At 55.6% G+C, this 24,902-nt stretch carries 22 protein-coding genes and 2 pseudogenes; 7 read left to right on the forward strand and 17 right to left on the reverse strand.

Annotation, left to right across the window (positions count from 1 at the left end):
- Window positions 1–42: 42 nt before the first annotated feature.
- From RMR16_RS16675 to RMR16_RS16695, 5 genes are all read right to left on the reverse strand, one after another.
- Window positions 43–1,113 (reverse strand): lipocalin-like domain-containing protein, encoded by a 1,071-nt coding sequence (locus tag RMR16_RS16675; RefSeq protein ID WP_320199792.1) that lies wholly within the window; start codon window positions 1,111–1,113, stop codon window positions 43–45.
- Window positions 1,103–3,511, reverse strand: coding sequence for an ABC transporter permease (locus RMR16_RS16680; protein WP_320199793.1), 2,409 nt, complete (start codon window positions 3,509–3,511; stop codon window positions 1,103–1,105). Before RMR16_RS16680 ends, RMR16_RS16675 begins: the two co-directional genes overlap by 11 nt.
- Window positions 3,508–4,167, reverse strand: coding sequence for an ABC transporter ATP-binding protein (locus RMR16_RS16685; RefSeq protein ID WP_320199794.1), 660 nt, complete (start codon window positions 4,165–4,167; stop codon window positions 3,508–3,510). The genes RMR16_RS16680 and RMR16_RS16685 overlap by 4 nt, the downstream gene beginning before the upstream one ends.
- A gap of 76 nt (window positions 4,168–4,243) precedes the next feature.
- The gene (locus RMR16_RS16690; RefSeq protein ID WP_320199795.1) at window positions 4,244–4,378 is read right to left on the reverse strand and encodes a hypothetical protein; all 135 of its coding nucleotides are present in this window, start codon (window positions 4,376–4,378) and stop codon (window positions 4,244–4,246) included.
- A gap of 299 nt (window positions 4,379–4,677) precedes the next feature.
- Window positions 4,678–5,484 carry an oxidoreductase gene (locus RMR16_RS16695; RefSeq protein ID WP_320199796.1) on the reverse strand — a complete coding sequence of 269 codons (807 nt, stop codon included), beginning with the start codon at window positions 5,482–5,484 and terminating at the stop codon, window positions 4,678–4,680.
- A gap of 107 nt (window positions 5,485–5,591) precedes the next feature.
- On the opposite strand from RMR16_RS16695, the gene RMR16_RS16700 reads away from it, so the two are divergent.
- From RMR16_RS16700 to RMR16_RS16725, 6 genes are all read left to right on the forward strand, one after another.
- The gene (locus tag RMR16_RS16700; protein ID WP_320199797.1) at window positions 5,592–6,179 is read left to right on the forward strand and encodes a TetR/AcrR family transcriptional regulator; all 588 of its coding nucleotides are present in this window, start codon (window positions 5,592–5,594) and stop codon (window positions 6,177–6,179) included.
- Between the two features lie 136 nt (window positions 6,180–6,315).
- Window positions 6,316–7,317 carry an NADP-dependent oxidoreductase gene (locus tag RMR16_RS16705; protein WP_320199798.1) on the forward strand — a complete coding sequence of 334 codons (1,002 nt, stop codon included), beginning with the start codon at window positions 6,316–6,318 and terminating at the stop codon, window positions 7,315–7,317.
- A 456-nt stretch (window positions 7,318–7,773) separates the two neighbouring features.
- The gene (locus RMR16_RS16710) at window positions 7,774–8,775 is read left to right on the forward strand and encodes an ABC transporter substrate-binding protein (RefSeq protein ID WP_320199799.1); all 1,002 of its coding nucleotides are present in this window, start codon (window positions 7,774–7,776) and stop codon (window positions 8,773–8,775) included.
- Window positions 8,776–8,874: 99 nt separating this feature from the next.
- Complete coding sequence (locus tag RMR16_RS16715; RefSeq protein ID WP_320199800.1) at window positions 8,875–9,762, forward strand: ABC transporter permease; 888 nt, start codon at window positions 8,875–8,877, stop codon at window positions 9,760–9,762.
- Window positions 9,755–10,840 carry a quaternary amine ABC transporter ATP-binding protein gene (locus RMR16_RS16720; protein ID WP_320199801.1) on the forward strand — a complete coding sequence of 362 codons (1,086 nt, stop codon included), beginning with the start codon at window positions 9,755–9,757 and terminating at the stop codon, window positions 10,838–10,840. The genes RMR16_RS16715 and RMR16_RS16720 overlap by 8 nt, the downstream gene beginning before the upstream one ends.
- A 94-nt stretch (window positions 10,841–10,934) precedes the next feature.
- Complete coding sequence (locus RMR16_RS16725) at window positions 10,935–11,957, forward strand: LLM class flavin-dependent oxidoreductase (protein WP_320199802.1); 1,023 nt, start codon at window positions 10,935–10,937, stop codon at window positions 11,955–11,957.
- A 438-nt stretch (window positions 11,958–12,395) separates the two neighbouring features.
- Here the strand turns inward: RMR16_RS16725 and RMR16_RS16730 are convergent, their stop codons facing one another.
- The 12 genes and pseudogenes from RMR16_RS16730 to RMR16_RS16785 form a co-directional block, all read right to left on the reverse strand.
- Window positions 12,396–13,580, reverse strand: a complete 1,185-nt coding sequence (locus RMR16_RS16730; protein WP_320199803.1) for a glycoside hydrolase 5 family protein — start codon at window positions 13,578–13,580, stop codon at window positions 12,396–12,398.
- Between the two features lie 16 nt (window positions 13,581–13,596).
- Window positions 13,597–14,964, reverse strand: coding sequence for a lipopolysaccharide biosynthesis protein (locus RMR16_RS16735; protein ID WP_320199804.1), 1,368 nt, complete (start codon window positions 14,962–14,964; stop codon window positions 13,597–13,599).
- A gap of 5 nt (window positions 14,965–14,969) precedes the next feature.
- The gene (locus RMR16_RS16740) at window positions 14,970–15,959 is read right to left on the reverse strand and encodes a glycosyltransferase family 2 protein (RefSeq protein WP_320199805.1); all 990 of its coding nucleotides are present in this window, start codon (window positions 15,957–15,959) and stop codon (window positions 14,970–14,972) included.
- Entirely contained in the window at window positions 15,872–16,783 is a 912-nt protein-coding gene (locus RMR16_RS16745; RefSeq protein WP_320199806.1) for a hypothetical protein, read from the reverse strand. The genes RMR16_RS16740 and RMR16_RS16745 overlap by 88 nt, the downstream gene beginning before the upstream one ends.
- Entirely contained in the window at window positions 16,780–17,664 is an 885-nt protein-coding gene (locus RMR16_RS16750) for a DUF6492 family protein (protein ID WP_320199807.1), read from the reverse strand. The genes RMR16_RS16745 and RMR16_RS16750 overlap by 4 nt, the downstream gene beginning before the upstream one ends.
- Window positions 17,661–19,688: a hypothetical protein gene (locus tag RMR16_RS16755; RefSeq protein WP_320199808.1), complete on the reverse strand. Its 2,028-nt coding sequence runs from the start codon at window positions 19,686–19,688 to the stop codon at window positions 17,661–17,663. Before RMR16_RS16755 ends, RMR16_RS16750 begins: the two co-directional genes overlap by 4 nt.
- Complete coding sequence (locus RMR16_RS16760) at window positions 19,672–20,835, reverse strand: glycosyltransferase family 4 protein (RefSeq protein ID WP_413785998.1); 1,164 nt, start codon at window positions 20,833–20,835, stop codon at window positions 19,672–19,674. Before RMR16_RS16760 ends, RMR16_RS16755 begins: the two co-directional genes overlap by 17 nt.
- A 24-nt stretch (window positions 20,836–20,859) precedes the next feature.
- On the reverse strand, window positions 20,860–21,624 hold the full coding sequence (locus tag RMR16_RS16765; RefSeq protein ID WP_320199810.1) for a glycosyltransferase family 2 protein: 765 nt from the start codon (window positions 21,622–21,624) through the stop codon (window positions 20,860–20,862).
- Window positions 21,625–21,746: 122 nt separating this feature from the next.
- On the reverse strand, window positions 21,747–22,619 hold the full coding sequence (locus tag RMR16_RS16770; protein WP_432355356.1) for an SLBB domain-containing protein: 873 nt from the start codon (window positions 22,617–22,619) through the stop codon (window positions 21,747–21,749).
- A 33-nt stretch (window positions 22,620–22,652) separates the two neighbouring features.
- Window positions 22,653–23,081 (reverse strand): annotated as a pseudogene (locus RMR16_RS16775) (polysaccharide biosynthesis/export family protein); the annotation flags it as partial.
- Window positions 23,082–23,925: 844 nt separating this feature from the next.
- Entirely contained in the window at window positions 23,926–24,219 is a 294-nt protein-coding gene (locus tag RMR16_RS16780) for a type II toxin-antitoxin system RelE/ParE family toxin (RefSeq protein WP_320199812.1), read from the reverse strand.
- A complete protein-coding gene (locus RMR16_RS16785) occupies window positions 24,219–24,473 on the reverse strand; it encodes a type II toxin-antitoxin system ParD family antitoxin (protein ID WP_320199813.1) in 255 nt (84 codons plus the stop codon). Before RMR16_RS16785 ends, RMR16_RS16780 begins: the two co-directional genes overlap by 1 nt.
- A gap of 156 nt (window positions 24,474–24,629) precedes the next feature.
- On the opposite strand from RMR16_RS16785, the pseudogene RMR16_RS16790 reads away from it, so the two are divergent.
- A pseudogene (locus RMR16_RS16790) lies at window positions 24,630–24,791 on the forward strand (IS110 family transposase); the annotation flags it as partial.
- Between the last annotated feature and the right edge of the window lie 111 nt (window positions 24,792–24,902).

Raw genomic sequence — 24,902 nt, forward strand, 5'->3', positions numbered from 1 at the left:
AAGAGCCTGGACAATCGAACGTCTGCGTCGCGATGAGGCAAACTAGTAGCCAGTCATCTCGAGATACCCGATGCCTGTTGTGCTCCCTGCGAAGATGACGGGACCCTCCCAATATGGCGGGGACGTTTCCATCCAGGACCGTTCGTTCAACGGCCTGGTTGTGATGTCCAGAGACTTGGTCGGTATCTGGATGCGCCATCCAACCGGCATATCGCGCCCGTCTACCTTGGCTTGCTGTACAGGCGTCAAACGCACGTCGTCATTCGACATCGGCGTAGTCTGCCCATCAGCCGTAATCCAATTCGCCGAGACAAACCCGTCTTTGTCGTCGCGGAGCCTGAAGGCCATTACCTTCTCACCCGAGTCCAAATGGAGCGAGAACCAATCCCACCCGGTCTGATTGTTCGCAAGCGGCTGAGACGACCACTCCCGATCAAGCCATGCCTTTCCTGTGACCTTGACATCCTTGTTGGCAATCTTGATTGCCCCTGAAACCTGGTAGAAAGGCTGCGAGTAATAATAGCTCGCCTGACCGGCTGCCGATTTAACGGAGAAGCCGCGATCACCCTGCAAAACGAGAGGTCCGTTTGCCTTCAGGTTCAGAGCGTAGCTAAAGTCGTTTCCACTGGCGGAAAGCGAAAGATCATCCAGCACATCCGGGGTCGACGGCGACACCCCCTTCATCTGCCAATCGTCGATCCAGGCTTCAAAAGGTGCGACGCTAACCCCCGCCTGCCCTACGCCTCCTCTGCCGAAACGCTCAGCGAAGTAATGCCGGTCGTCCGTGGTAACAGCCGCATGACCAATCCAGACCTGGGGATCAGAAAACCCTTCACTGTTTCCGGGTGCCAAGGCTGACCGGAACAGCGTCCACTGTGCTCCATAGATTTTGCCATCCCCTCCTTGCAGATTGGCAGTCACGTACCACCACTCGATCCGAAAATTGGGGTGAGCACCATGGTCGGCCGGGAACGATAGTGCATGCCCGCGCTCAGGCATTGCGAAACCGCCGGCATCGGACCCGAGTCCGGCAAAGCCTTGCGACTGGCTGCTTCCAGCGGAGATGGCTATGGGTATTGCCGCCAGCATTGCGGCCAACTTTCTAGCGTTCATTGGCGAATATCCTGAGCAAGTCGGCGGGATTGATCGTTGCCAGACGGCGGACAGGCACGGCAACCGATAAAAGAGCGGCAATGAGCGCCACTGCGCCCAGCCACACCCAGTCTAGCGGGAAGACCGTCATCGGCAGACGCCAGCCGAATGCCTGCACATTGACGATTGTTAAAAGCACCCACGCTAATCCAAGGCCCACAGGAATGGCGGCAAGAAAGGTGGCGAGCCACAGTGCAAGAGTGCGGGCGATCTCGTAAAACGCCAGATCACGCCGCCGGATGCCCATGGCCCAGACCGGTGCCAGTTGAGGAAGGCGAATGCCGGACAATGTCAGCAAGCTGGCAAACATCGCAAATCCGGCGACACCCAACGTCAGCACATTCAAGGCACCGGTTACGGTGAATGTCTGCTCGAAGATAGCCTTCGATTGCTGCTTGAGAGAAGCCTGATCGATCACTGCGGTCTGCGGAAGGCCGAACTCACTGACGATCTGCCGCTTGAGATCTTGCGCGCGTTCGGGCGGCACCCGGACGCCGTAACGCAGTTTGGGCACATCGGGATAATGTGTGACCAGGCTGTCTATTCCGACGATGACCTGCCCTTTGGGATTGCCATAATCAGAATAGGTTCCCACCACATTGACATTCCAGCCGCCGGGCATGGCAATAGTCTGGCCAAGCTTTACGTCGCCACGACGCCACATCTGCTCATTTATGAGAGCACCCGTTCCCGAGGCAATCTTGTCCCAGGCGTCTGCGTCAGCGACGATCAACGGCCAGTGGTCGCGGTAGGTCGGATCGTCAGCCACGCCAAAGATCTGCAATTGCTCTCCCAGCACATCGCGCTCAACGCTCCAGATTGGAAGCACCGCTGTGGCGTGCTGTGGAAGCCATTCCCTAAGCCGTCTGGCTTGCTCTTCATCCTGGGCGGTCACGTAGAGTTCCGCTGCCAGCCGTTGATCCAGCCATTCCGTGAATGTCAGCCGGAAACTTGAGACCATGGTTCCTACGCCGATGTTTGCCGACAATGCGAGCAAAAGCGCCATCAGCGCGAGCGACAGGCCTGGCAGTTGCAGGCGTGTATCTGCCCAGAACCATTGTGTCAAAGCCCCGCGAGACATGCGTTCTGCAACGGAAATACTGATGGAGAGAAACGGCGGCAGCAGAAGAGCGGCGCCCAACAGCAGGCACCCCAGCACCGCGAACCCCACGACAAGCCCGGACCCGATAGCGGCCAATACTACCCCGAGACCCAGCAATATTCCTCCCGCCCCGGCTTGGTAGGTCAGCGCCGATCCTGAAGCTCTTGCCCAAGCTCTTGGCTGAGCGGCCGCCAGGATCGGCAACGTCCAGACCCGCCACAGGCTTTGCGCCGACGCGATCGCCGTTCCGCCAAGCGCGATCGCCAGCCCGGTTGCCCACCATTGCGGTCGTATTGTCAACGAACCTGACACGCTCGCGCCGTAGAGACCGCGCAGAGTTGTCGCCACGCCGGGCATCAGAGCCGCCGCAATGAAATACCCCATAATGACGCCGATCAGCCCAGACACAAGTGCCAACCCGGCGAGTTCGATCATCAGCATGGTTGCAAGTGCCGACTGAGAGATGCCCAGCGAACGCAATGTACGGAACGTTCCTCGTCGCTGTTCGAACGTCAATCCGGTTGCCGAATAGACGATGAAAAGTCCGACTACAAAAGAGAGGAAACCGAACGCTGTGAGGTTGAGATGGAAGCTGTCTGTGAGACGAGCGACATCCGGCTGATCGTTGTTTTCCCTCAGCACCAATTCGGGTGCAATGTCTTCAATGGATAGCAATCCGGTCTTTTGCTCGCGGGCGACAACGAGCCGGGTGACCATTCCATTCCTCTCAAGCAACCGGTCGGCGACCGAAATATCCACGAAGGCCGCGTCATCCGGAACACGATCCGAGACCTTGATACCCAAATCCGTTTTGCCACGCAGCGTGTTTGCCGTTGTGGCCGAGACAACAAGCTGCCCGGGGGCCGAAAGGAACGCTAAAAGTTCGGAGCCGTCCGAAACCGGTGCCATCTGCCCTTCCTTCGGCATGCTAAGCGGATCGATGCCGATCAGCCTGATGCGTGACGTGCCGAAACGAACCATACCCTCGATTACAGGGGACACGTTCCACCCTGCACGGCGAAGATTGCCGTAGGACCGGATCGAAATACCGGTGCCGGCCTTGGACACGACTTGAGACAGAGCGCCCTGCTCAAGAACGGATGCTGCCCGAGCATAGCTCGCGCGAGCCTCGGCATTGATGGCCTGCACGCCGGACCAGAGCGCCGTTGCCAGCGCGATGCCCATCACCAGTGTCAGTAATTGCAGCGGCTTGCGACGCCAGTGGGACAACAAGGCTGTGAATGCGACAAGCCTCATCCGGCGATCCGCCCACTCCGCAAGACAACTTTCCGATCCAGTCGATCCGCCAACCTCGATGAATGGGTGACAAGAAGAAGCGCAGACCCGGCGCTGCGTGCAAGCGAAAGCATCAAATCAAGAACCGTATCGCCGGTGGCCTCGTCAAGATTTCCGGTGGGTTCGTCTGCCAGGATGAGCGGAGGTCTCGCCGCCAGGGTTCGCCCGATCGCCACCCGCTGCTGTTGCCCGCCAGAAAGCTGTTCCGGGTATCGGGCCAGATAAGGTCTCAAGCCCAGTTCTTTCGTGAGCGTGGCTTCCCATATCGGATCGTACCTTTCGGCTAACTTGGCGTGAAACGATATGTTTGCCGCGACGTTTAACGACGGGATGAGATTAAATTGCTGAAACACAATGCCGACCTGGGTTCTGCGATACCTGGCACGCTCTCGGTCATCAAACGACGCAATATCCTGCCCTCCCATCAACACCAAGCCGCTGTCAGGATGGTCGAGCCCTGCTGCCAGATGAAGAAGGGTACTCTTGCCACTGCCAGATTCACCGGTCAGGGCCACGCTTTCGCTTGCCGCGATATCAAGGTCGATACCGCTCAGTATCTCGATTGTCCCCTCGGTGGTCGTGTAAGACTTGCGAACGCCAGACAGGGACAGAACCATTAGAGCCTCACAATGCGAACGTTGAATCCAAGGGATATCACGTCCGTCACCGTCTTTGAAGAAATCAGCTGCCAGATCAGGTCAACTGCCGCTCGCGCGCGTTGTTCAGCAAACTGTGCAGATGAACGTAAGAAATACTGTTGGCTCGCATTACCAGACCGATAAGCGGATCGTTCAGAACCCCGTTTATTGTCAACTCGCGTTCAAACATAGCGATCTCCTTTGTGCAGAGAACTTATGGACGAGGCCAGTAACCTAGCCATGTCAAAAGCACGTCGATACCAAGGCGAATTGTTTAATTACGTTGCAGGTATGATGGGATGCGCGCACCTCTTGGAACAATACAAACTGCTGATGAAGCGAACAGATTGGATAAAGCGCTGCTCTTGCCGGGATCGCGAAGTACAAATCCGTATCATGGAACGACGACGAATGGCCGAAAACCGTGACGCGTCTTCAGCCTACGGGTGCCCAATGGCCCATGATTTTCTGGACGACATCGCCATCTGGTCAACCGATGCGGAATTGCTTGCGCAGGATCCTGTCGAAAATCCCAGCCGGTGCGAAACGGCGCAGTAGGCTCACCATGCGCGCCGCATTGCCAGCGGTGTATCGGCGACGCGGGGTGGGATCGTTGGCTGCCTTGATGATGACCTTCACGATAACGTCTGGTAGGTCCGCCGTTGGCATGACATCCCGCAACAGCGCCGCGACATCCGCGCGCGCCTGATTGTATTCTGCCTTCTGTTGATCTGGCTCCATGCCGTTCTGGTCAAAGACAGTGCGGACATAGGCCGGTTCGATCACCGAAACGCGGACATTGAAAGCTCGGACCTCGTGATCAAGCGACTCGGAATAACCCTCGATCGCATGTTTGGCCGCGGAGTAGTGCGCAGAGTATGGTGCCGGGACAACACCCAGTATGGAGCCGATGTTGAGAATGCGACCGCCGCCTTGGCGCTTCATCACCGGTAGAACGGCGTTCGTCATCCGCATGACACCAAAAACATTGACGTTGAACAGAGACTGCGACTGCGCGATCGAGGATTCTTCTGCGCCGCCGAACATGCCGATGCCAGCGTTGTTGACGAGGAGGTCGATCTTCCCCGCGCGCGCCACCACCTCTGCGACCAAAGCCGACACTGACGCGTCGTCGGTCACATCGCATGCCCGCATCGTCACACCCTCCGGCCCAACAACAGAGACGTTTCGGCTCGTTCCGAAAACCCGGAAACCTGCGCGGGCAAGACCTTCGGCGGCGGCGTAGCCGATACCGGACGACGCTCCGGTCACAATTGCGGTTCTGAGGGTGTCCATGTTTTTCCCTTGCGTAAACGTCTTGGATTTTAAGTCCAGAGATCAGTTGCATTACGATGATTTAATAGTATTATGATCATAATTCAATAGGGTCCAAAAAAACCGTCATGCGATATGAAAAAGGCCGAAAAGACACATCACGCCGCAGGATCATCGACGTCGCTGTCGAACGCTTCCGCACGGATGGGATAGCAGGCTCAGGTCTTGCAACCATTATGAAGGATGCCGGCCTGACGAATGGCGCCTTTTATCCCCATTTTCCCTCGAAGGCTGACCTCGTGCGGGAAACCTTGTCTGATGCGTTGAGCAAGCAAGCCGTATGGCTGCGCGAGGTGCTGAATGAGGGCGGACTTGATCGTATGGTAGATCTCTACCTTTCACCCGAACATCGGGACAATCCGGGACTTGGTTGCGCCTCTGCGGCACTGCTGCCGGAGCTTGCGCGACAGCCGGAAGAGACGCGCGGCATGTATGCCGAACAGTCCCGTACCCTTGTGCTCCAGCTCGCAGAAGCGCTGCCGGCAGATGTTGAAGCAAAAGAGGACGTGGCATGCGCGATTTTTGCAACGCTGATCGGGACGCTCCAGTTGGCACGTGCGGTAGATAATGAGACGTCGGGCCGCATTCTACAGTCCGGAAGGGATGCAATACGCGTCTTGTCAGGTCGTCCGCACACACCGGCTTCCTCAACCTGAATCAATGCCGCGTGGTGATGTGAGCGATCTTGGATGGCGTCAAAGCGCGGTCACCGCCCTCGACAAATATGAACCTGTGCAACGGCACAGCGAAATCAAAATCTTGCAAGGCAAGAGCAACAGACCGGAGCCCCAAGTGAAAGCTTATGTCGTCGACAAGTACCAAAAAAAGGGCGTGCTTCGTTTCGCCGAGTTGCCGGATCCGCAGGTTCAGGCCAACGACGTCCTCGTTCGCGTTCATGCCACGGCCGTCAATCTCCTTGATTCAAAAGTCCGGGACGGAGAGTTTAAAATTTTCCTGCCCTACCGCCCGCCCTTTGTGCTTGGTCACGACGTCGCAGGCACCATCGTCAAAGTCGGCCCGGGTGTCAGCCGCTTTAAGATCGGCGACGAGATCTATGCGCGTCCGAGGGATCACCGCGTCGGTACGTTCGCAGAATTGATCGCGATCGACGAGGCCGATGTCGCGCTCAAGCCGGGCACGCTGACGATGGAAGAGGCATCGTCCATCCCGTTGGTTGCGCTGACGGCATGGCAAGCCTTGGTCGACGTCGCCAAGGTGAAGCCGGGCCAAAAGGTGTTCATTCAGGCGGGTTCCGGCGGTGTCGGCACGATTGCGATCCAGCTTGCCAAACATTTGGGCGCGACGGTCGCGACGACAACAAGCGCGAGGAATATCGACCTTGTTAAAAGCCTCGGCGCGGATGTGGTGATCGACTACACGCGCCAAGACTTCGAGACGGTTGTGTCGGGCTATGACGTAGTCCTGAATAGCCAAGACCCCAAGACGCTTGCGAAATCCCTGACCATCCTGAAGCCCGGTGGACAACTTGTGTCCATTTCCGGCCCACCCGATCCGGCCTTTGCGAATGATTTGGGCCTTAACATCCTTCTCAAGACGGTCATGCGTCTATTGAGTTTTAGCGTACGCCAAAAAGCCAAACGTTTGGGCGTTCATTATTCTTTCTTGTTCATGAAGGCGGATGGCCACCAGTTGGAGCAGATCGCCCGGTTGATCGATGACGGCTCGCTTCGCCCGATCGTAGACAAGGTATTCCCGTTCGAAAAGATGCCTGAGGCGCTTGCCTATGTTGAAACCGGTCGCGCAAAGGGCAAGGTCGTCATTAAACTTGAGTAGCCGAAACGTGACGCCCCATATCACCACATCGACAAAAACCACGACCGGCGATGTTGCCCATATTCCGAAAGCGAGAACAGTCTAGCAAAGCCACGGTCCACGACCTTGCCCACAAGCCAGATGCCAGCCAGGACGAAATCCCCCAATAGCGCCCTGCCCTTTGCCGGGGCCGCTGCTTCTCGTGCCTGCCAAGGCCAACTCTTCAGCTTTTTTTGACATCAAGCAGTACGGAGTGAGCGATCTGCACGTCGCAGGCCGCCACGGCTGAAATGTTACCTGAAGATTAAAATGCCCTGACCCGTCGTGGTTTGGCGGATTGCCGTCGCATTTTGTGTAGGTTGAGGATGAGCTTCAAGCCATCATCGCCTCAACTTTGCAAAGACAAAGACAACGACAGGGGCAGACCCAAGCGGCAGGCTTGCCTCCTTATAAGCGTCGCCAATAAAGGGAACAGATATGAAGAAACTGATTGCATCGACCTGTCTGGTGTTCGGTTTGCTGGGTGGCGCATCCGCGTCGAGCGCCGCAGACTGTGGTAGCCCCACCATCGCCAGCATGAACTGGCAAAGTGCCGAAGTGCTCTCTGCCATTGACAAGATCATTCTCAACGAAGGCTATGGTTGCAGCGCCGACATTACCATCGGCGACACCGTTCCGACCATCACCTCCATGGTCGAAAAAGGCCAACCGGATATAGCGCCGGAAGCATGGGCCGATACGCTGCCGGAAGTGGTCAAGCGCGGTGTGGATGAGGGCAAACTCGTTGTCGCCGCCACCGCCCTGCCCGATGGTGGCATTCAGGGCTGGTGGATACCGAAATACGTGGCCGACGCCCACCCGGACATCAAGACGATCGGCGACCTCCTCAAAAATCCCAAGCTTTTTCCGGACGCTGAAAACGCTGATAAGGGTGCCATTGTCAACGGCCCGCAGGGTTGGGGCGGCACCGTCGTCACGGCTCAACTTTATAAGGCATTCGGCGCCGAAAAAGCTGGGTTCACCCTCGTGGATAGCGGCTCGTCCGCCGGTCTCGATGGGTCAATTGCCAAAGCCTATGAGCGCAAGCAGCCATGGGTAGGGTACTACTGGTCACCGACCGCCCTTCTCGGCAAATATGAGATGGTGAAGCTTGAGCCCGGTGTCGCCGCCGACGCAGCCGAATGGAAACGTTGCAACACGGTTGCCGATTGCCCCGATCCGAAGCCGAACGCATGGCCAGTCGACAAGGTCGTCACGCTGGTTGCCAAGCCTTTCTCGGAAAAGGCTGGCCCAGAAATTATGGACTACCTCAACAAACGGTCATGGAGCAACAGCACCGTCAACAAGCTGATGGCCTGGATGACGGACAACCAGGCAACGGGCGAAGACAGCGCCAAGCATTTCCTGAAAGAAAACCCCGATATCTGGACCAAGTGGGTCTCTGCCGACGCTGCGGAAAAGATCAAGGCTTCGCTCTGACGAGCTTCCCTGCTGCCTGACCAGCCGTCAGGCATCCACGCAAATGGACATGCGACTGGCAAACCCAGTCGCATGTCGCCGCGATCATAGGGGAATTGTATGGACTGGTTTTACAAGTTTCCGCACATGAACGACGACACGCTTCGCAATCTGAAAAAGATGATCGATGACGGTTTTCGTGAGTTCACGCGCGCCTGGGGTGGGAGCATCGAGGGCTTTTTTTCGCCGTTACAGCAGTTTTTGATCTGGGCAGAGCGGTTCATGACCCAAACCCCATGGCCAATCATCATTCTGATTATTCTGGGCATTGCGTGGGCCGCAAGTCGCAGCGCCAAAATCGTGCTGGGGTGTCTGTTGACACTTCTGGCCATCGGCTATTTCGACATGTGGACGGATACGATGCGGACGATCTCGATGATCTTCGTCTGTACGGTTCTGTCCATCACCATCGGCCTTCCCATCGGCATCGTCATGTCGCATTCCAATCGCTTTCAGCGCGTGGTCAATCCCATCCTTGACGTCATGCAAACCATGCCGAGCTTCGTTTACCTGATCCCCGTCGTCATGCTGTTGGGCATCGGCAGGGTACCGGGCCTGATCGCGGTCGTGATTTACGCCATTCCGCCGATGATCCGCCTCACCAATCTGGGCATCCGGCTGGTGGACCGGGATGTTTTGGAGGCGGCAGATGCCTTCGGCTCGTCCGGCTGGCAGAAACTTTTTAAGGTGCAATTGCCGCTGGCGCTTCCCACCATCATGGCTGGCATCAACCAGACGATCATGATGGCGCTTGCCATGGTCGTCATCGCATCCATGATCGGCGTTCAGGGTCTGGGCCAACCGGTTCTCAAGGCCATCGCCAACCAGTATTTCACACTCGGTATTTTCAACGGCCTTGCAATCGTCGGCATTGCCATCATCTTCGATCGCATCAGCCAGGCCTATGGCAAAAGGCTCCAGAAACATCAGGAGATGGCCCATGGCTGACACAGCTTTTGGCGGCATAAAGATCAGCAATCTCTACAAGATTTTCGGGGTGAAGCCGGAAGCCCATATCGACGCCGTCAGACAAGGACTGACGAAAACGGAACTGAACGAGAAATACGGCCACGTTCTTGGACTGCGGGATATCAACATCGATATACCATCGGGCTGCATTCAGGTCATCATGGGTCTGTCCGGCTCCGGTAAATCCACGCTGATCCGCCACATCAACCGGCTGATAGATCCGACGGCCGGCGAGGTGCTGGTCGATGGTGTCGATGTGGTGAAGATGAATAGGACAGAGTTGCTTGCCTTTCGCCGCCACCAGACCGCCATGGTCTTCCAGAAATTCGCCCTTTTGCCGCATCGCAACGTGCTGGACAACACGGTTTATGGTCTTGAAGTCCAAGGTATGGCGCGGGCGCAAAGCGTCGACATCGCTATGCGCTGGCTGGAGCGTGTTGGGCTGAAAGGGTTCGAAACGCGGTTTCCAAATCAACTGTCCGGCGGCATGCAACAGCGCGTCGGGCTGGCGCGGGCATTGTCCAACGATGCGCCGGTGCTGTTGATGGACGAGGCCTATTCGGCGCTCGACCCGCTGATCCGCACCGACATGCAGACCGTTCTTCTCGATATTCAAAAGGAAATCAAAAAAACCATCGTCTTCATCACCCATGATCTGGATGAGGCGCTTCGTTTGGGTGACCAGATCGCCATACTACGCGACGGAGAGATTATTCAACAGGGCAGCAGTCAAGACATCGTGCTGCGCCCTGCTGATGATTATATCGCCAGCTTCGTCAAGGAAGTGAACCGTGGTCGTGTCATCAATGTCGAGGCGATCATGTCGGCGATCAGGCCCGGCCTGCCGCTCAGTGGTCCGCAGGTCATGGCAGGAACGAGTGTCGAGGAGGCCATGCGCCTGCTGTCACTCAGCGGTCAGGACGATGCCGCCGTCGCCAATGCATCTGGCGAGGTGTTGGGTATGGTGAGTTTCCGGCAGCTCGCAGGCGCCATCGTCGATGCACATGTGCCAGAGGGTGGCCATGTTCATTCCACCGGCAATGTCGTTCGCGCCTAGGCCTGAACAGACTGTTCACAATCGCACCGGTTCATTCCCTGAATTGCGCACTATATGTTCGGCAACGAAACATATGCAATTCAGGTGAATTATCATGAAGAAGATCGGTTTTCTGTCTTTCGGTCACTGGAGCGCCGGCCCGCATTCGCAGGCGCGTACCGCCAAGGACGTGTTGCAGCAATCCATCGAGCTTTCCGTTGCCGCCGAAGAGATCGGTGTCGATGGCGCTTATTTCCGCGTCCATCACTTCGCGCGTCAGCTCGCGTCACCCTTTCCACTGCTGGCCGCTGTCGGTGCCAGAACGAAAAAGATCGAAATCGGCACCGGCGTCATCGATATGCGGTATGAGAACCCGCTCTATATGGCGGAGGATGCCGGTGCTGCCGACCTTATTTCCAATGGTCGCTTGCAACTTGGCCTCAGCCGTGGCTCGCCCGAACAGGTGATCGATGGCTGGAAATATTTCGGCTATCAGCCCAAAGAAGGTGCGAGCGATGCGGATATGGGCCGCAACAGCGCCGAGGTCTTTCTCGAAGTGCTGAAGGGCGAAGGTTTTGCCGAGCCCAATCCGCGTCCGATGTTCCCCAATCCTCCCGGCCTGTTGCGTCTGGAGCCGCATTCGGAAGGTCTGCGCGACCGCATCTGGTGGGGTGCCGGTTCCAACGCAACTGCCGTTTGGGCAGGCAAACTGGGTATGAACCTGCAAAGCTCGACATTGAAGGACGACGAAACAGGCGAGCCGTTTCACCTCCAGCAGGCCGCGCAAATTCGTGCATTCCGCCAGGCATGGAAAGAAGCCGGTCACAACCGCGAACCCCGCGTCTCCGTCAGCCGCAGCATCTTTGCGCTGGTTGATGACCGCGACCGCGCCTATTTTGGCAGCGGAGCCAAGGAAAGCGACAGCATCGGTTATCTGGATGCCAACACACGCGCCATCTTCGGGCGCTCCTATGCGGCAGAACCGGACGTACTGATCAAGGAACTGGCGCAGGACGAGGCGATTGCCGAAGCCGATACGCTGCTGTTGACGATCCCGAACCAGATGGGCGTTGACTACAATGTGCACGTCCTTGATTCTATTTTGAAATATGTCGCGCCGGAACTCGGCTGGCGCTAACCATTTGCTCCACGGCATCGCTTGGTGCCGTGGAGCAAGCTCGTTTGGCGATCTTCAAACCGTATGATGGCTCGTGGGATATGCAATCGAGATCAAATCTGAAACCCAATACTCAGGCCAATGCTTCGAGAGTTCGCCGCGAGGCTTCGAGATTTTTTACGCCACGTTCAGCACACGTGAGTAATGTTGGAAAGTTGAATGCTGATCGGTCAAATTTGGTTGCGTATCAACCGAGCCAGCCACATACCGTCAGGTTCACCGGCTTTTCACGATCCTCGTAAGACTTTCAATGAGGCAGCGTGCGCCTCTCATCAACAACGAGCTGGCCCTTGGTCTCCAGAAAGCTCGCCACGATATCGAAGACACTTGTACAGCCATCCAGTCTCCGCCCACACATACAATGAAGACACAGCTGCGGGCCAAATCATACCAGTCGGCTTACTGTCTAAACTTGAGGGCGGCGGCTTGGAGAACCTGCCAGGTGCGACCCCCATCATTATGGATATCGAATTTGTCGTGGTCATCTTCTGGATAGAGGCCCGAATCCTGTTTACTCACAAGTCGCCAAACGACCCAACCTCCGCAATCCGATGTGGCGATCGTGTTCAGCCAGGTTTCATAGGCATTCGCCTGATCCGGATCGGATCTTGGAACTCCAAACTCCTCCAGGATAACGGGTTTGCCGACATTTCGTGCAATCTCACAATATTCGCGAATGCGAGCATCGAAGTCGGAATGGCTCATCTGGACATAGGATGGATAGCCATGCCAAGTGCCAAAATCGACGCTTGGAATATTCATATCCGACAACTTTTGATCCATGTTCCCATGGCCGGTCGTCACAAGCTGTTTCGGCGCAAGGGTTTTGACGTAAGCGGACATCTCGGACAGCCAGTCATGAAGCAGAGGTGGCGGATGGATGTCAGGTTCGTTGGCCAAGTCCCAGGCAAAGATGGTTGGGTCATCGGAGTAACGAACGCCGGTGATCGTGTTGACCCGCGACAAGACGTGACGAACCCATGACTTGTAATCGGCTCTCGTTCGCGGATCAGCGGCAAAGAAAGTGTATTTGTCCGAACTCCCGTACCAGGCACTCATCTGCTGCGCGCCGCCGGTATATGCCCAGAAATCGACAAGTGCGAGAATGAGTTTGAGCTTCCGTTTTCCCGCTTCTGCGATGAGATAATCGACCTTTTGAAGCCCATCCGGTCCATCGTTAAAAACCATTCGGTTCGTAATCGTATCCCAACTCATCATATAGATGCCGTTCGTTCCCAGATTGCTGGAATCGGACGTGCTTTTCGAATTCCAGATGGTCGGCACCTTGCCGTCCAGCGACCCGATAACCGGCTGGAGAAACGTTCTCACCACGTTGGCACCCATTGCCGTGGCGTCGTCCAGCACGCGGGTCACTTCGCCCGAGGAGCCGAATGCCAGATAATGGTTGTTGACGCCGGCCACCCGGAATGGCTTGCCATCCAGTGAAAAACCACCATCTTTTGTCGTGACGAACGATGGCCGCCCGGCTGATTGCGCGTCTTCCGGCCCGGGTTGAAAAGCCCAGAAGAGCGAGAAGGCGATGAGGCCGACACAGACATTACGGATGTGGTGAGTATGCCGCATACGAGGAAGCTCCCTTTCAGTTCTGCGACGCAAATCCTCTTTGGCCCGTTTCCCCCAGGTTTGTGGCGAGACCATCAGCCGCAGATGGTACAGTCGTGGAAGGCTTCGCGATGTCGCGCGTGGCCCAATACAAGGCTGGGCAGAGAAGAAGACCTTCCAGCGAAACGGCGGCAACCCAGAAGTTGGCCGTGCCTGCGATACCGAATCGTGCGCCGATCACCGCGGCGATGATTTCCAGCACAGCGCCGCCAATCAGTATGAGCGTGGCCACGCCGAGCCGCCGCCGGACCCGTTGAACAGCCAGATAATGATACTTCGCCGTCATTCCAAACGCAGCAATGCCAAGAAATTGGAGGCTGTTTCCTGCAATAACAGCATAAGCCGGATTGAAAATCCAAAGCATGAAGCGCGAGAAGAAGAAAAAAGCCAAGGCTGTCACCGTGCAAGCCAACACAGACAAGCCGAGCGAAAGGCGCAAGCGCACGGGAAACAGCTCCATATCCCGCGCCGCGATGGCAAACAGCACCGAGGCAAGGGATGCAGGAACCAGAAGCGCCACGTTCAGCAATGTCCATGCTGCATAGAAGGCGGCATTGATCTGCGGGGACAGCATCACTGTGACGACAAACGGCAGCAGCAGCCCCGGCGCCTGAACCGCAATACTCAGTGTGTGGTGGCCACAAACATGTCTGATCACGGGTTGAAAAACGCGAATTTCCGGCCGGTGGAAAACGCGTGTCCCCGCGTAAACAAGCAGCCCGACCACCATGACCAGAGAGGCGAACTGGCCAGTGACCCAAGTAGCAAATATCGCCATTTCGCTCGCTGACCGGCCGATTGTCAGTCCAAGGGCGATCAAAAGAATGAGCTTGGTGACAGCAAAAAACACATTTCGAGTCAATTGCAGGCCACTTCGCAGGAGGCCGACCAAAGCCTGATCAAGCACGATGGTCACAACCGTCAAGGCGCAACCGGCAACAAAGAACAGGTCGCTAGCAGAGGAACTGACGATCGAGCCAAGATGTGTGGAGGTGTAAATCGCGATGCCAAGATAAATCAGCCCCACCACAATGGCGGCGCTAAACGTGGCAAGGAGGGCTCCGGTCAGAAATGAACCCGGTTGTCTCTGATGGCTGATCTCACCCATCAGAAAAGGGCCAAGACCAATTTCGCTGAGGTGCGCGAGCAGATTCATCAACGATATGGCCGTCGCGGCAAGCCCAACGGCTTCAGCGGAAAAGGAACGCGCTGCGAACCACCAGTATACGAAGCCAAGAATGGCCGTCAGCAATGTTCCGAGCCCCAACATGCCAGCATTCAGCAGCATAACCGCCTGGCTTATAAAGAGTTTGCGGACGTTTTGCATGGCGGTGTTGACGGTCATTATGACTACTCCAGCGGTTTGAATGCTAGAGCGGGCGATCTCGAAAGGGCAATTCGGGTCCGGCCGAAAGCGAAACCGGCTGCGGTGGCGGTGAGGCCAGAAGCCAGCGCAACGACCCTCAGAAGCCCGCCCGGCGGCCCGCTCAACACATCGGCAAACCCCTGCATAACCCCTCGCGGCAATGTCTTCACCATGTAAGTCTTTTCCGACGTCAGCGCTTTTCCAGTGCCTGCCATGAATGACAGGCTGGCCTTTGAGAGACCTTCCGCCCAGCACCGATAAAGGAAATATCTCCAGGTTGCGCGAGAGGCCGGGATGGCATGATCACTGCCGCTTGAAGGATCGTAAACGAACCGGGCATGCGGCAAAACCTTCTGTGCACGGATGCAAAGCTCCGTTTCCTCGCACCCTGATGGCAACGCCTTGGCCGTGCGACCCAGGCCGGAATCGAAACCGCCAGCATGATCAAAGACGGAGCGGCGAATGCACATCGAAGCGCCGATAAGGTTACGCACCGGTCCCGGATGGAGGCCTAGATAAGTACAGCCAAGGGTCCACAGGAATTCATCGGGAAACCAGGAGGGGCGCTCCGTTTCCCATAAGGGACGAATAGTTGAGACGGCGCCCATAACGGAGGGATGCGCCATTTGCCGAACCAGTGTCGCCAGCAAGTCTTGGTCGGCAATGGCGTCATCATCAAGAAACAGGATGATCTCACTGCTGCTGACTGAGATCCCGGTATTGCGGGCACCTGAGAGCCCAGGCGGATGGGTACTCTCAACGATCCTGACAGGGATTTCAAACGCCTGATCGCGCAGGCGTCGCGCCAGCCCTGGATTGTGGTCGACCACGACGATGACCTCGTCTGCTGCCGGTATTTGGTGCATTGCCGATCTGATCGCCTTGTTCAGAATGTCCCAGCGCTTGTCGGAATAGCAGCAGATGACGATTGCCGTTTCGCATTTATCAGGCGTGGGCTGCGGCACATTACGCATTGCTCGTCTCCAAATCGTCGATCTGAGGGGCTATTCCCGGTCAATGCCGGGGACTGTAACGCGTTGACGGTCATCCAGACCTTACGGTAGATCGTTCCCCTGTCGCCATCCTTATAAAGCCAGGCTTCCAACCGTTGAGGCGTGTGCGTTTTCATCGGCACGGAGAATTCGAAGGTTTGGCTGGCAGACGGTGCCAGTTCAAATGTTGGCATCTTTGCAATCAAAGTGTCGCCCAAAACGAGGTCTACGCCATAAAGCGTGCTGCCGGCTTCCGAATTTCGCACGCCAATCGTCACGACATTGTTGGTCCAGCTCAATTGGGGCACCATCCAGAGCTCGGTAAAATCAAAAGGCTTGCGCTCAAGCGCGGATGGACGCGCCATAAGAACCGAGCCGGTCGCCAGAATTCCAGACATAACGAATATCACGAAGCGCGGGCCGGGCCACGCCCATGACACAATCGCAGCTTGCCTTGTCGGCAAAAGCACGATGTTCAGGCACCATGCGACCATCGTTGTCAGGCCAAGCACACACACCCAGCCTCGCGCATCAAGATGGCCGATCACGTTCAGCACGAAACCCGAAAAAAGACAGACCGCCAAACTCAGGAACACCGAAAAAGTCACCCTTGTGACGGTATCACCCTCGATTCGCATGATGTCCACCAGCATGTTGCCTGGAAAATAGAGAACAAGCGGTGCGCAAAGTGCCAGACGCAATGACGTCTCCAAGATTGAAGACGTCTCGGGCTTCCACATTACGACCAGCGCCACGGCAAGAATCCATGGCGGAATGACTGACAGCTGGATATGGCGGACCATCATCTGTAGCTTTCTCCCGTGTCCGTCCATGTGGTAGCGCTGATGATCTGGGCGGCAGCCGGGTTCACTTTCATCAGCTTCTGCCGTATCGCGTCAGGATCGAAGGATTTTGCAACGAGATGAACGATCTTGCTGTCCAGCGTACTCAGTGCGAGGCCAAGCCGGCTGTGGATCTGCGTCAGATAGGCGCCGCGTGCGTCACGCACCGTCGGGGACTGCTTCATCACATCGAGTATGAAAACAGAATAGAGTGTCCACTCCCCGAACCGGGTCTGGTCTTTTGATACGCTGAAACCTTCGAGAAGTTTGACGTAAGGTTCTGCACCGTATTTCGACACGATGACGTCGTTGAGCGCGATGAGCCATTCACGCTTGAAGCAGAAAAAATCGTTGATGAAATCGACATATCGAAGCGATCGCAGCGGCGCGACATCCAGAATCTTTGCCACATTGCGCACCCTCTTTTTCTCGAAAAGATAATGAGGATCAGGCAACGTATGACTGGAGTAATAAAGGACCGGTTGCCCCTGATCGACCAGATCGGTCGTCTCGATGGGGCGCAGCAGCAGCGTGTCGGCGCCAAGATTACAGAAAGTGTCGGTCTGGCAGAATTCGAAGGCGCGCAGCTTGATGATCTGTTGCCGAAACCAGCCTGGCAGTCTCAACTCTCGGGTCGAGAGCCAGTCATTGTCACCCGTAACAAATGCGTTAGGCACCAAGTCCTTCTCGTTCAAAAAGGCCTTTAATGCAGATGGGTTGTCAGTGACGAGGGTGAGATTTCCCTTGCTGGGGAAATGCTGCTGGTAGGAGCGGAGAGACGCTTCGAGGAAATATGCGATGTCTCGCGAATGGACACACATGAACGCGTCGAGACTGCTGCTCATTGTAAATCTCCACCTGTTCGTCTCGATGATTGTGACGTCTTTCCCAGCCGCTCGATGTCGAAGATGACCATGAAGCCATTGTCGAAGTTCCGGTCGATATCGAGCTTTGAATTGAACTTGAGCAGCGACGATGACGGGAGAGGCCTCATATAGTTTCGGTCTTGAGCGCCTCCATCGAAATAGACACCGACACCTGGCAAATCCGTGGTCATGCGCAGGTCCACCATTACGAAGCCGACACCAGCGTCAATCAGCAGGTTTCGCTCTATCGGACCGAAATCGCTGGCGGTGATGGCGATGCTGGTATCCCGCCAGTTTTCAAGCGTGGTTGCGACCTTCTGCCGACCGTAGGTAGAGAGAAGCAGTCGGTTTATCCGGTCGGCCGAAAAACGCTGATCCCGGCCGAGCCATTCCCGTGTCCATTTCGCGGCGCTGATCCCCATGGGTTCTATCGAAGAAGAGTCGGACGACACCTCATAGCCTGATGGAACCAATATACGCGGCCCCTCGGAACTGATGACACCGGCAAGCAGAACCATTGTCGCAGCGGCAGCAAGCACCGTTGCACGGACCCAACTGCGTGACGCGCCATCCCAAAACGCCACGATGGCAATAGCAACCACGATCGCGACGCCGAAAAATGAGAGTGAGCCGATACGGTTGCCGATCTCCCAGCCACTGCGCGTCAGGCGGAAGATAATGCTGACGGGATAGGCCAGCGTGATGAGGATGAGCACGACAAGAAGACTAGACCGCCACCTGCGCCATCTGGTCGGCGGCCAAAGGATACTCACATCCCGACGTTGCCCGTTAAAGACGAGCGAGCGAAGAAATCCGGTGAGGAGGCCGAGGCATATCAATGCAACACCTGCCATCGTCACATAGCGCTGCCATAGGGGTGCCAATGCTCCCGTGTCAGACACGAAAAGCTGGCGAGTGGCATTAGAGCCCAGTACGAGTTGGGCGACCTCCTGTAAGCCGCCCGCCAGGACCGGCAGGATGTAGTTACTGGCTGGATTTCCGACGATCTTCGACCAGGCAAGCGGAACAACAACGGCGACAAAGGCAAGAAGGATTGCCTGTCGCTTGCGCATGTCGGATGCGCCGCGTCGCAGGCATTCCATCACCGCCGTGATGCATAAGAGCACCATACAGAAATAGGACGTGAGATGATGAGTGGTCGCGAGCGCAGCGATCAAGACAATAGTGACGAAAACCGTTCGCCAGCTTGCGACCCGATCCCCTTCTACGGAGCGGTTTTCCGAAGACAGCAGTACAGCCGCGAGCATTGGGATCGCCAGGCTCTCATAAGAATAGTGGACATCGAACAACAGAAACGCCGAAGAGCCCATGTAGATCAGGCAGGCGATGGAAGCGATCCGGGATGAATCCGTAATCTTCTCGAACAGAAGAAACATAGCAAGCATCAGCATGATGCGCGCCACAGCAAGCACGACAAGCCCCGCTGCAAAAACGGACAATCCCGACAGGTTCACCAGAGCGGACGTTATGATTTCCAACCCCGGATAAAGCGGGCTGACAGGCAACAGCGGATTGGGCAGGAACAGTCGTCCCGCTTCGATAATGTCATTCACCGTCGCCCAGTGGAGGAATTCGTCATGGTCGATGAAAGCGACCGGGGCGCGAATGACGCGCACCAGAAAAAAGGCTGAGGTCATGGTGACGATGAGCGACAGTCGCTCCAGCCGGCTGGCGGCGGGATGGATGATCCGTGCAGCTGCGGGCAGGAAGATCATGGCGATCGCGGCGTAAAAACCCGAAACCGCCCAGCCATCTCCCAAACGATTGGCGTTCGCCGCCTCGGCTGCCAAAACAAGGGCGCAACTGGAAATGAAGGCGAAAAGCGGTGATAGTCCCAGCGAAGATGCGACTGACACATCACGGACGACACTGTCCTTTCTGCGCAGCCCGAGGAAGGCCGCGATCCACAAATCGAGGCGCGGAATGTAGAACCTTTTGAGCCTACCTACCCTATCCGGATCCCCATCAATAGCTATCGTCATGCCTTAGCTCTCCAAGCCGTGCGGGGCCGTTCTGCGGTTCCGGCTGTCGCGGATGCGAGAGCACGCGCCTGTAAACCTTTAGAATGCTGTCTGTGCATTCTTCCCAATCCGGCAACTTCGTTTCGGTAAAGATTGGCCCCACCTCCATGGTGGCCAACATTTCCCGTGCGGTAATGCCCGCCGGCGCATTGAGCGGAACGGTGCGCACAAGACCCTTCGCTGCCAACTCCAGAAAACCGGATGTATCGGTGGTCAGTACCGGCGCCTTGACGGAAAGAGCTTCCATAACCGCCACGGGATGCGCTTCATAATCACTGAGGAGCACCACCAGAGCCGCCGAGGATAAAAGATCAGCCATTCCCGAACGGTCGGCATGGGGTATTGCACCAATCTCGACACGATCACCCAGCCCGAGCTGTGCCACCTGCTCACGCAATCTTGCCTCGTAAGGCCCTTCTCCGAGAATCCGGAGGCGCATATCCGGGAACTTCGTCGCAAGAATACCAAACGCCGCAAGCGCTCGATGATGACCTTTATAACGCTCCAGCCTGCCGAGCGAAATAATCAGAGGCCCGCCATGACGAGAAGCGGGATGCTGACCGGACGTTTCAGGCAGCCGGGCGCCGTTAGGAATGACGGTGAACAGGTCTCTTGCGATCCCCATATTCCTACTGAATAAATCCGCCTCAAACTGCGACACCCCAATCAGTTGCGCCGCGCGGGAGGCCAAAGGCCCAAGCATTTTGTGGTGTAGACGCCGCATAGACGACCGAAATCGAGATGAATGTCCACCACTGTGAAACGTGACCACGAAAGGAAGGCGCTTCCGCAGCGCAGCCATCATTCCCAAAGGTGCCAAGAAAGTATGGTAGCCCTGAACATGAATCAAATCGCAACCACTGTCATTGATGGCTGTGAAGATACCTGGCGTAAAGCACCAATCCCGTCCCTTGGGGAAGGTTTTCATCCTGACGATCTGAATTCCATCCCGTGTTTCTGTTTCGGGCAGAAGACCGTCAGGATCGCCGGTCAACACCGTTACCGAATGCCCCTTTTGTACAAGGCGGGTTCCCACTTCTCTGACATGGGTTTCAGTTCCCCCGATAAAAGGAAGGTATCGGGCACTCAGCATGAGGATGCGCATGATGCTGTCTCCAGTCTCATTCGACCCTCAAGAGATGCGGTGCTCAAGGACCTGCACGCTGATCGGCGTGCTGATGCGCTCCCGAATGATGGTCTTCAAAACCCGCCAGCCGTCGGGAAGAGCGTGTAGATTGCTGACGCCGAAAATGCGCTCTGATTCAAAGCTCGCCACTTCCATGACCTTGAGCTTGCTTTTCAGCGCCCGCAAATTGATCAGCGTCTCGATCTCGAAGCCATCGCAATCGGCACGCAGCAATGAAACATGTCGCTTCCAAAAGGCCATGTAGCCATAACATAGGTCGCTGAAAGAGCTGCCGAAAAGCATCCGCACGAGGAATGTCAGCCCGAGATTTCCGAAACGACGGATGACGGTCATGTCGCTGGTGCCGCCGCCTTGCATGAAACGCGATCCCTTGACGAAATCCGCACCGGCGACAAGGGCTGCAACGAAAAGAATGATTTCTTCCGGATCCATCGAGCCGTCCGCATCAAGCATGACGATCATGTCGCCGGACGCCACCTCGAAACCCGTTCGCAGGGCGATGCCTTTACCCTTCTTGGGCTGAAGCACGATCTTGACGTCCTGACGTATGCTTCGGGCAACATCAGGCGTTCCATCTGTCGAGCGGCCATCGATGATAATGACTTCGTGTACCCATGTCGGTATGCGGGGCAACAGTAGCTTGATGTTTTCCGCCTCGTTCAAGGTCGGAATGACCAATGATATCTTCGGCATCGCGAACATCGGAACCTGAGCCGACACGACGGAGTTTGAATAGGGTAGAGCTTCCATGACACAATACCTCTCCATGGCGTTTTTAAAACGCACGATAAGTCAAAAATAGGTAATGCCCCTGAGCGCCTTGGCGGAGGGGAGGACGTGCTTTCCCGCTTGGGAAAGGAATGCACTAGATTTCAATGCACTTTGACAAGATCGCCCGGCTGTAGCACCGATTCCTCAGTGGCTGGCTCGACAACGACTCCATCCGGTCCAGCCCGAACTATTTCGAATGCGATATCACCGGCATCATTCGATGAAACCATGGCGCGGAAGATTTCAAGATCGCTCTCGGTCGTCTTCAACGCGGTGGACAAGGTTTTCTCTGCATCAGCTGCCGACTTTTCAATCTCGATCTTGCCTTCGATACGGTCACGATCCAGATCCTGTTTCGCTGCTGCCAGTCGCTGCTTGGCGCTCTCGACATCGATTATGGCCTGCTGCTTTCGATCTTCCGACTCTGTCAGTTCACTCTGCGCGCGGGTTAGTTCGATGCTGGTGACCAGTTTGTTCTTGGCCAGATTTTCGACACTGGCCAACCTGTCCTGACGGACCCGGATGGTGGCGTCATAATTGCCGACGCGCGCTTGACGCAAATCGAGATCGGCCTGAGCGTTCGTAACGGCCTTTGCATAGCTATCGTGTTGAGCATCTCTGCTTGTTGTTACGAGTTGCCGCTGCCATGTCTCTTCATTCAGCAGCCGCTGAGCATCCTGATCGACGCCGAGAACAGGCGTATCAATACTGGCAACTTTCACGGAATCCCGTACGCCCCTCAGCACCTCGGTTCGTGAGGAAATCCGTTTCAGATCGGTCAGTCCCGTTTTGAGCCGCTCTATCTGGCGTGCGATTTCGACACGTTGCCAAGGTTCGACGCTCTTGGCTGTCATGCCGCCAGCCTGGGCTATGGCGTGCATGACGGTCATGCCATCCACATATTTGAATGACCCGGGATTGCGAACCGGCCCGCTGATATAGATCGGCTGATGCTCGATCTTGACGATGTTCACGAACCCTTTTCTACCGACAAGGTTTTCGTAGGAATGGAGGAGGGACGATTCCACCGCAGCTGGGAGAAGCCCTCGAACCGGAAATCGACCCAGAAGTGGAAGTGAAATAGCCCCGTCCGCCTCGACCGTATATTCGGCGCTGAGTTCAGGGCGTTGATAAAAGCCACGTGGACCCGAACCTTTGGAAGCGCCCCATCGATCCTCCTCCGATCCTAAGCTTTCGTAAAAGGCGAGATTGAGCTTATCGCCCGAACGAATAACATCTCGCAGAACTTGGGTCTGCGAGAGCTCCCCGATTGACGAAGGCAAAACGGTTTCAGTGCAGGCAGACAAATCTTGCGCAACCGAAGCGAGTGGACCAGTCACGGCGAAGATCATGCATAAGATGGTTCGATTACGGCAATAACCGTTTAGCACCTTATATTTCTGAACAAGTGGTGACGACATCCGAGAAAGCTTCATGCTCCGAATTCCGTTTTTTTAACTTGTATTTTCCTTGAATGCTTTAGACCATAACAAATTATTAAGCATATTCAACGTCAATCTCTGGATAATTGACGAATATTCGAATTTGATCATTAACTTTTAGAGAAAAACGACGCTAACTTATTGTATAAAAATCATAAATTACCATCTAATAATTAAAACCTGACAGATAGATTTGTACAATAAAAAGATGTATTTAACCTTTAATGATATTCAAAATAGAAAATTAATTGAATTATTGCCTCGCCTCGGCGATAAACTCGTCCTTACGCCCATATTCTGCGGCATTACTAAAAATTGACTAAACAACGAAAAGCGCTCGTTATAGATGTACGCAGTATACTTATATTGGGCTATACTTGACTTTTTTCTCAGAGGTCTGAGTTAAGGCCGCGGCAACTGGATATCCGTCGCCAAGCCTCAAATCTTGTCAGATCGTGATCCACCGATATAGGTTGCGTGCACGTTGAGCTAAATTGCGCTCCTTCAATTCTCACCTAGGAATTTCCGCATCGATCTCGCGTGCGCTGTCTCTGCCCTGACGATCGTTTTGCTCTTGGCTCTTGCTGGGGTTCTTAGGTGTGGATATGGCAAAAGGAGGCTGGCGCTGCCCAATGAGGGGCGGCCTTGGAAGAGTTTATGGGAAGAGTCACGTCGATTGAAGGCGAAGAACGCAAAAAGCCCCACGAGGGGGCTTTTTTGGTATTGCAGGGGAATTATTTGGTTGCGGGGGCCTGAACACAGAGAGCTTGTAAAATTCGTCGCCTTGATGGGATACGCACTCGCGACTAGTATGTTATGAATTCAGCGAAGGGGTTGGTTAGAAAGAATCTCCGGCCCAATCTTCATGGCCGTGCCGTATGCGGATCACGAATATGCTTCCGTCTTCAATGATGCGATACACGACAAGGTGAGCCTTGAACGGATGAATCCTGACAGGAGGGGAAATCTCATGGCGTTCGCGCGCCATTCTTGGGTTGGTAGCGATGAGTTCTAGCAAGGCAAAAAGCTCATGGTTATATCTTTTGGCAACCAGTGCTCCGAAGTTGCGAATGCCTTCTTCTGCAATGGAAACAATATCCTCTTCCGCTTGGACCGAAATGCTGAATCGCATCAAGTGCGTCCGCGGCTGATCTCCGCTCGAGAGGTGGCTGCAGCAAACAACTCGTCCCTTGAACGGCTCCCAACTCCGCTTCTAATCCCGTCGTCGACAAAGCGCTGCATCTCGGCAATCTTGTCCGTGCGGGCTTGGTCTCTGCGGATGAGGTCTCTGACATAATCGCTCGCATTCGAGTATCGACCCGTCTTGGCCTGTGCTTCTACCCAATCTTTCATGGTATCTGGCAGGGATACATTCATCGTCGCCATTTGAGTCTCCTTGATGTCTCAAGATACCCGCTGATGGCAAAGTTTGTCAAACCGATGATGAAGGCGCGATTGCAGCTCTTGAGATCGCATCAGGGGTGAGCAGCAGCCAGCACTGTGGCAGAGTGAGGTCGCTCGAAAACTCTCTGGAGGCCAATCATGCCAATAACAGCAGATCAAACTCAAGCGCAGACCACCACCCCCGTCGATCTTGGCGCAATATTCGTCTCGTTGGAATTGAGTGAATCGACGTGGCTCGTGACAGCTTTATCGCCAGATAGCGAAAAGATGTCTCGCCATACAGTTATCATCGGCAGCCTCTTTTCGAAGCTGAGCCCCCTCGTCTGTAGCTCACGGCCTACCTCACTAAGCTCTAGCTCAGTTCTTCTTATGATATGCTCACGCGATCGTTCGACCAATGCCGCATAACGA

This window comes from Agrobacterium sp. rho-13.3 (assembly GCF_033957765.2).
In the GTDB taxonomy this organism is placed as follows: domain Bacteria; phylum Pseudomonadota; class Alphaproteobacteria; order Rhizobiales; family Rhizobiaceae; genus Agrobacterium.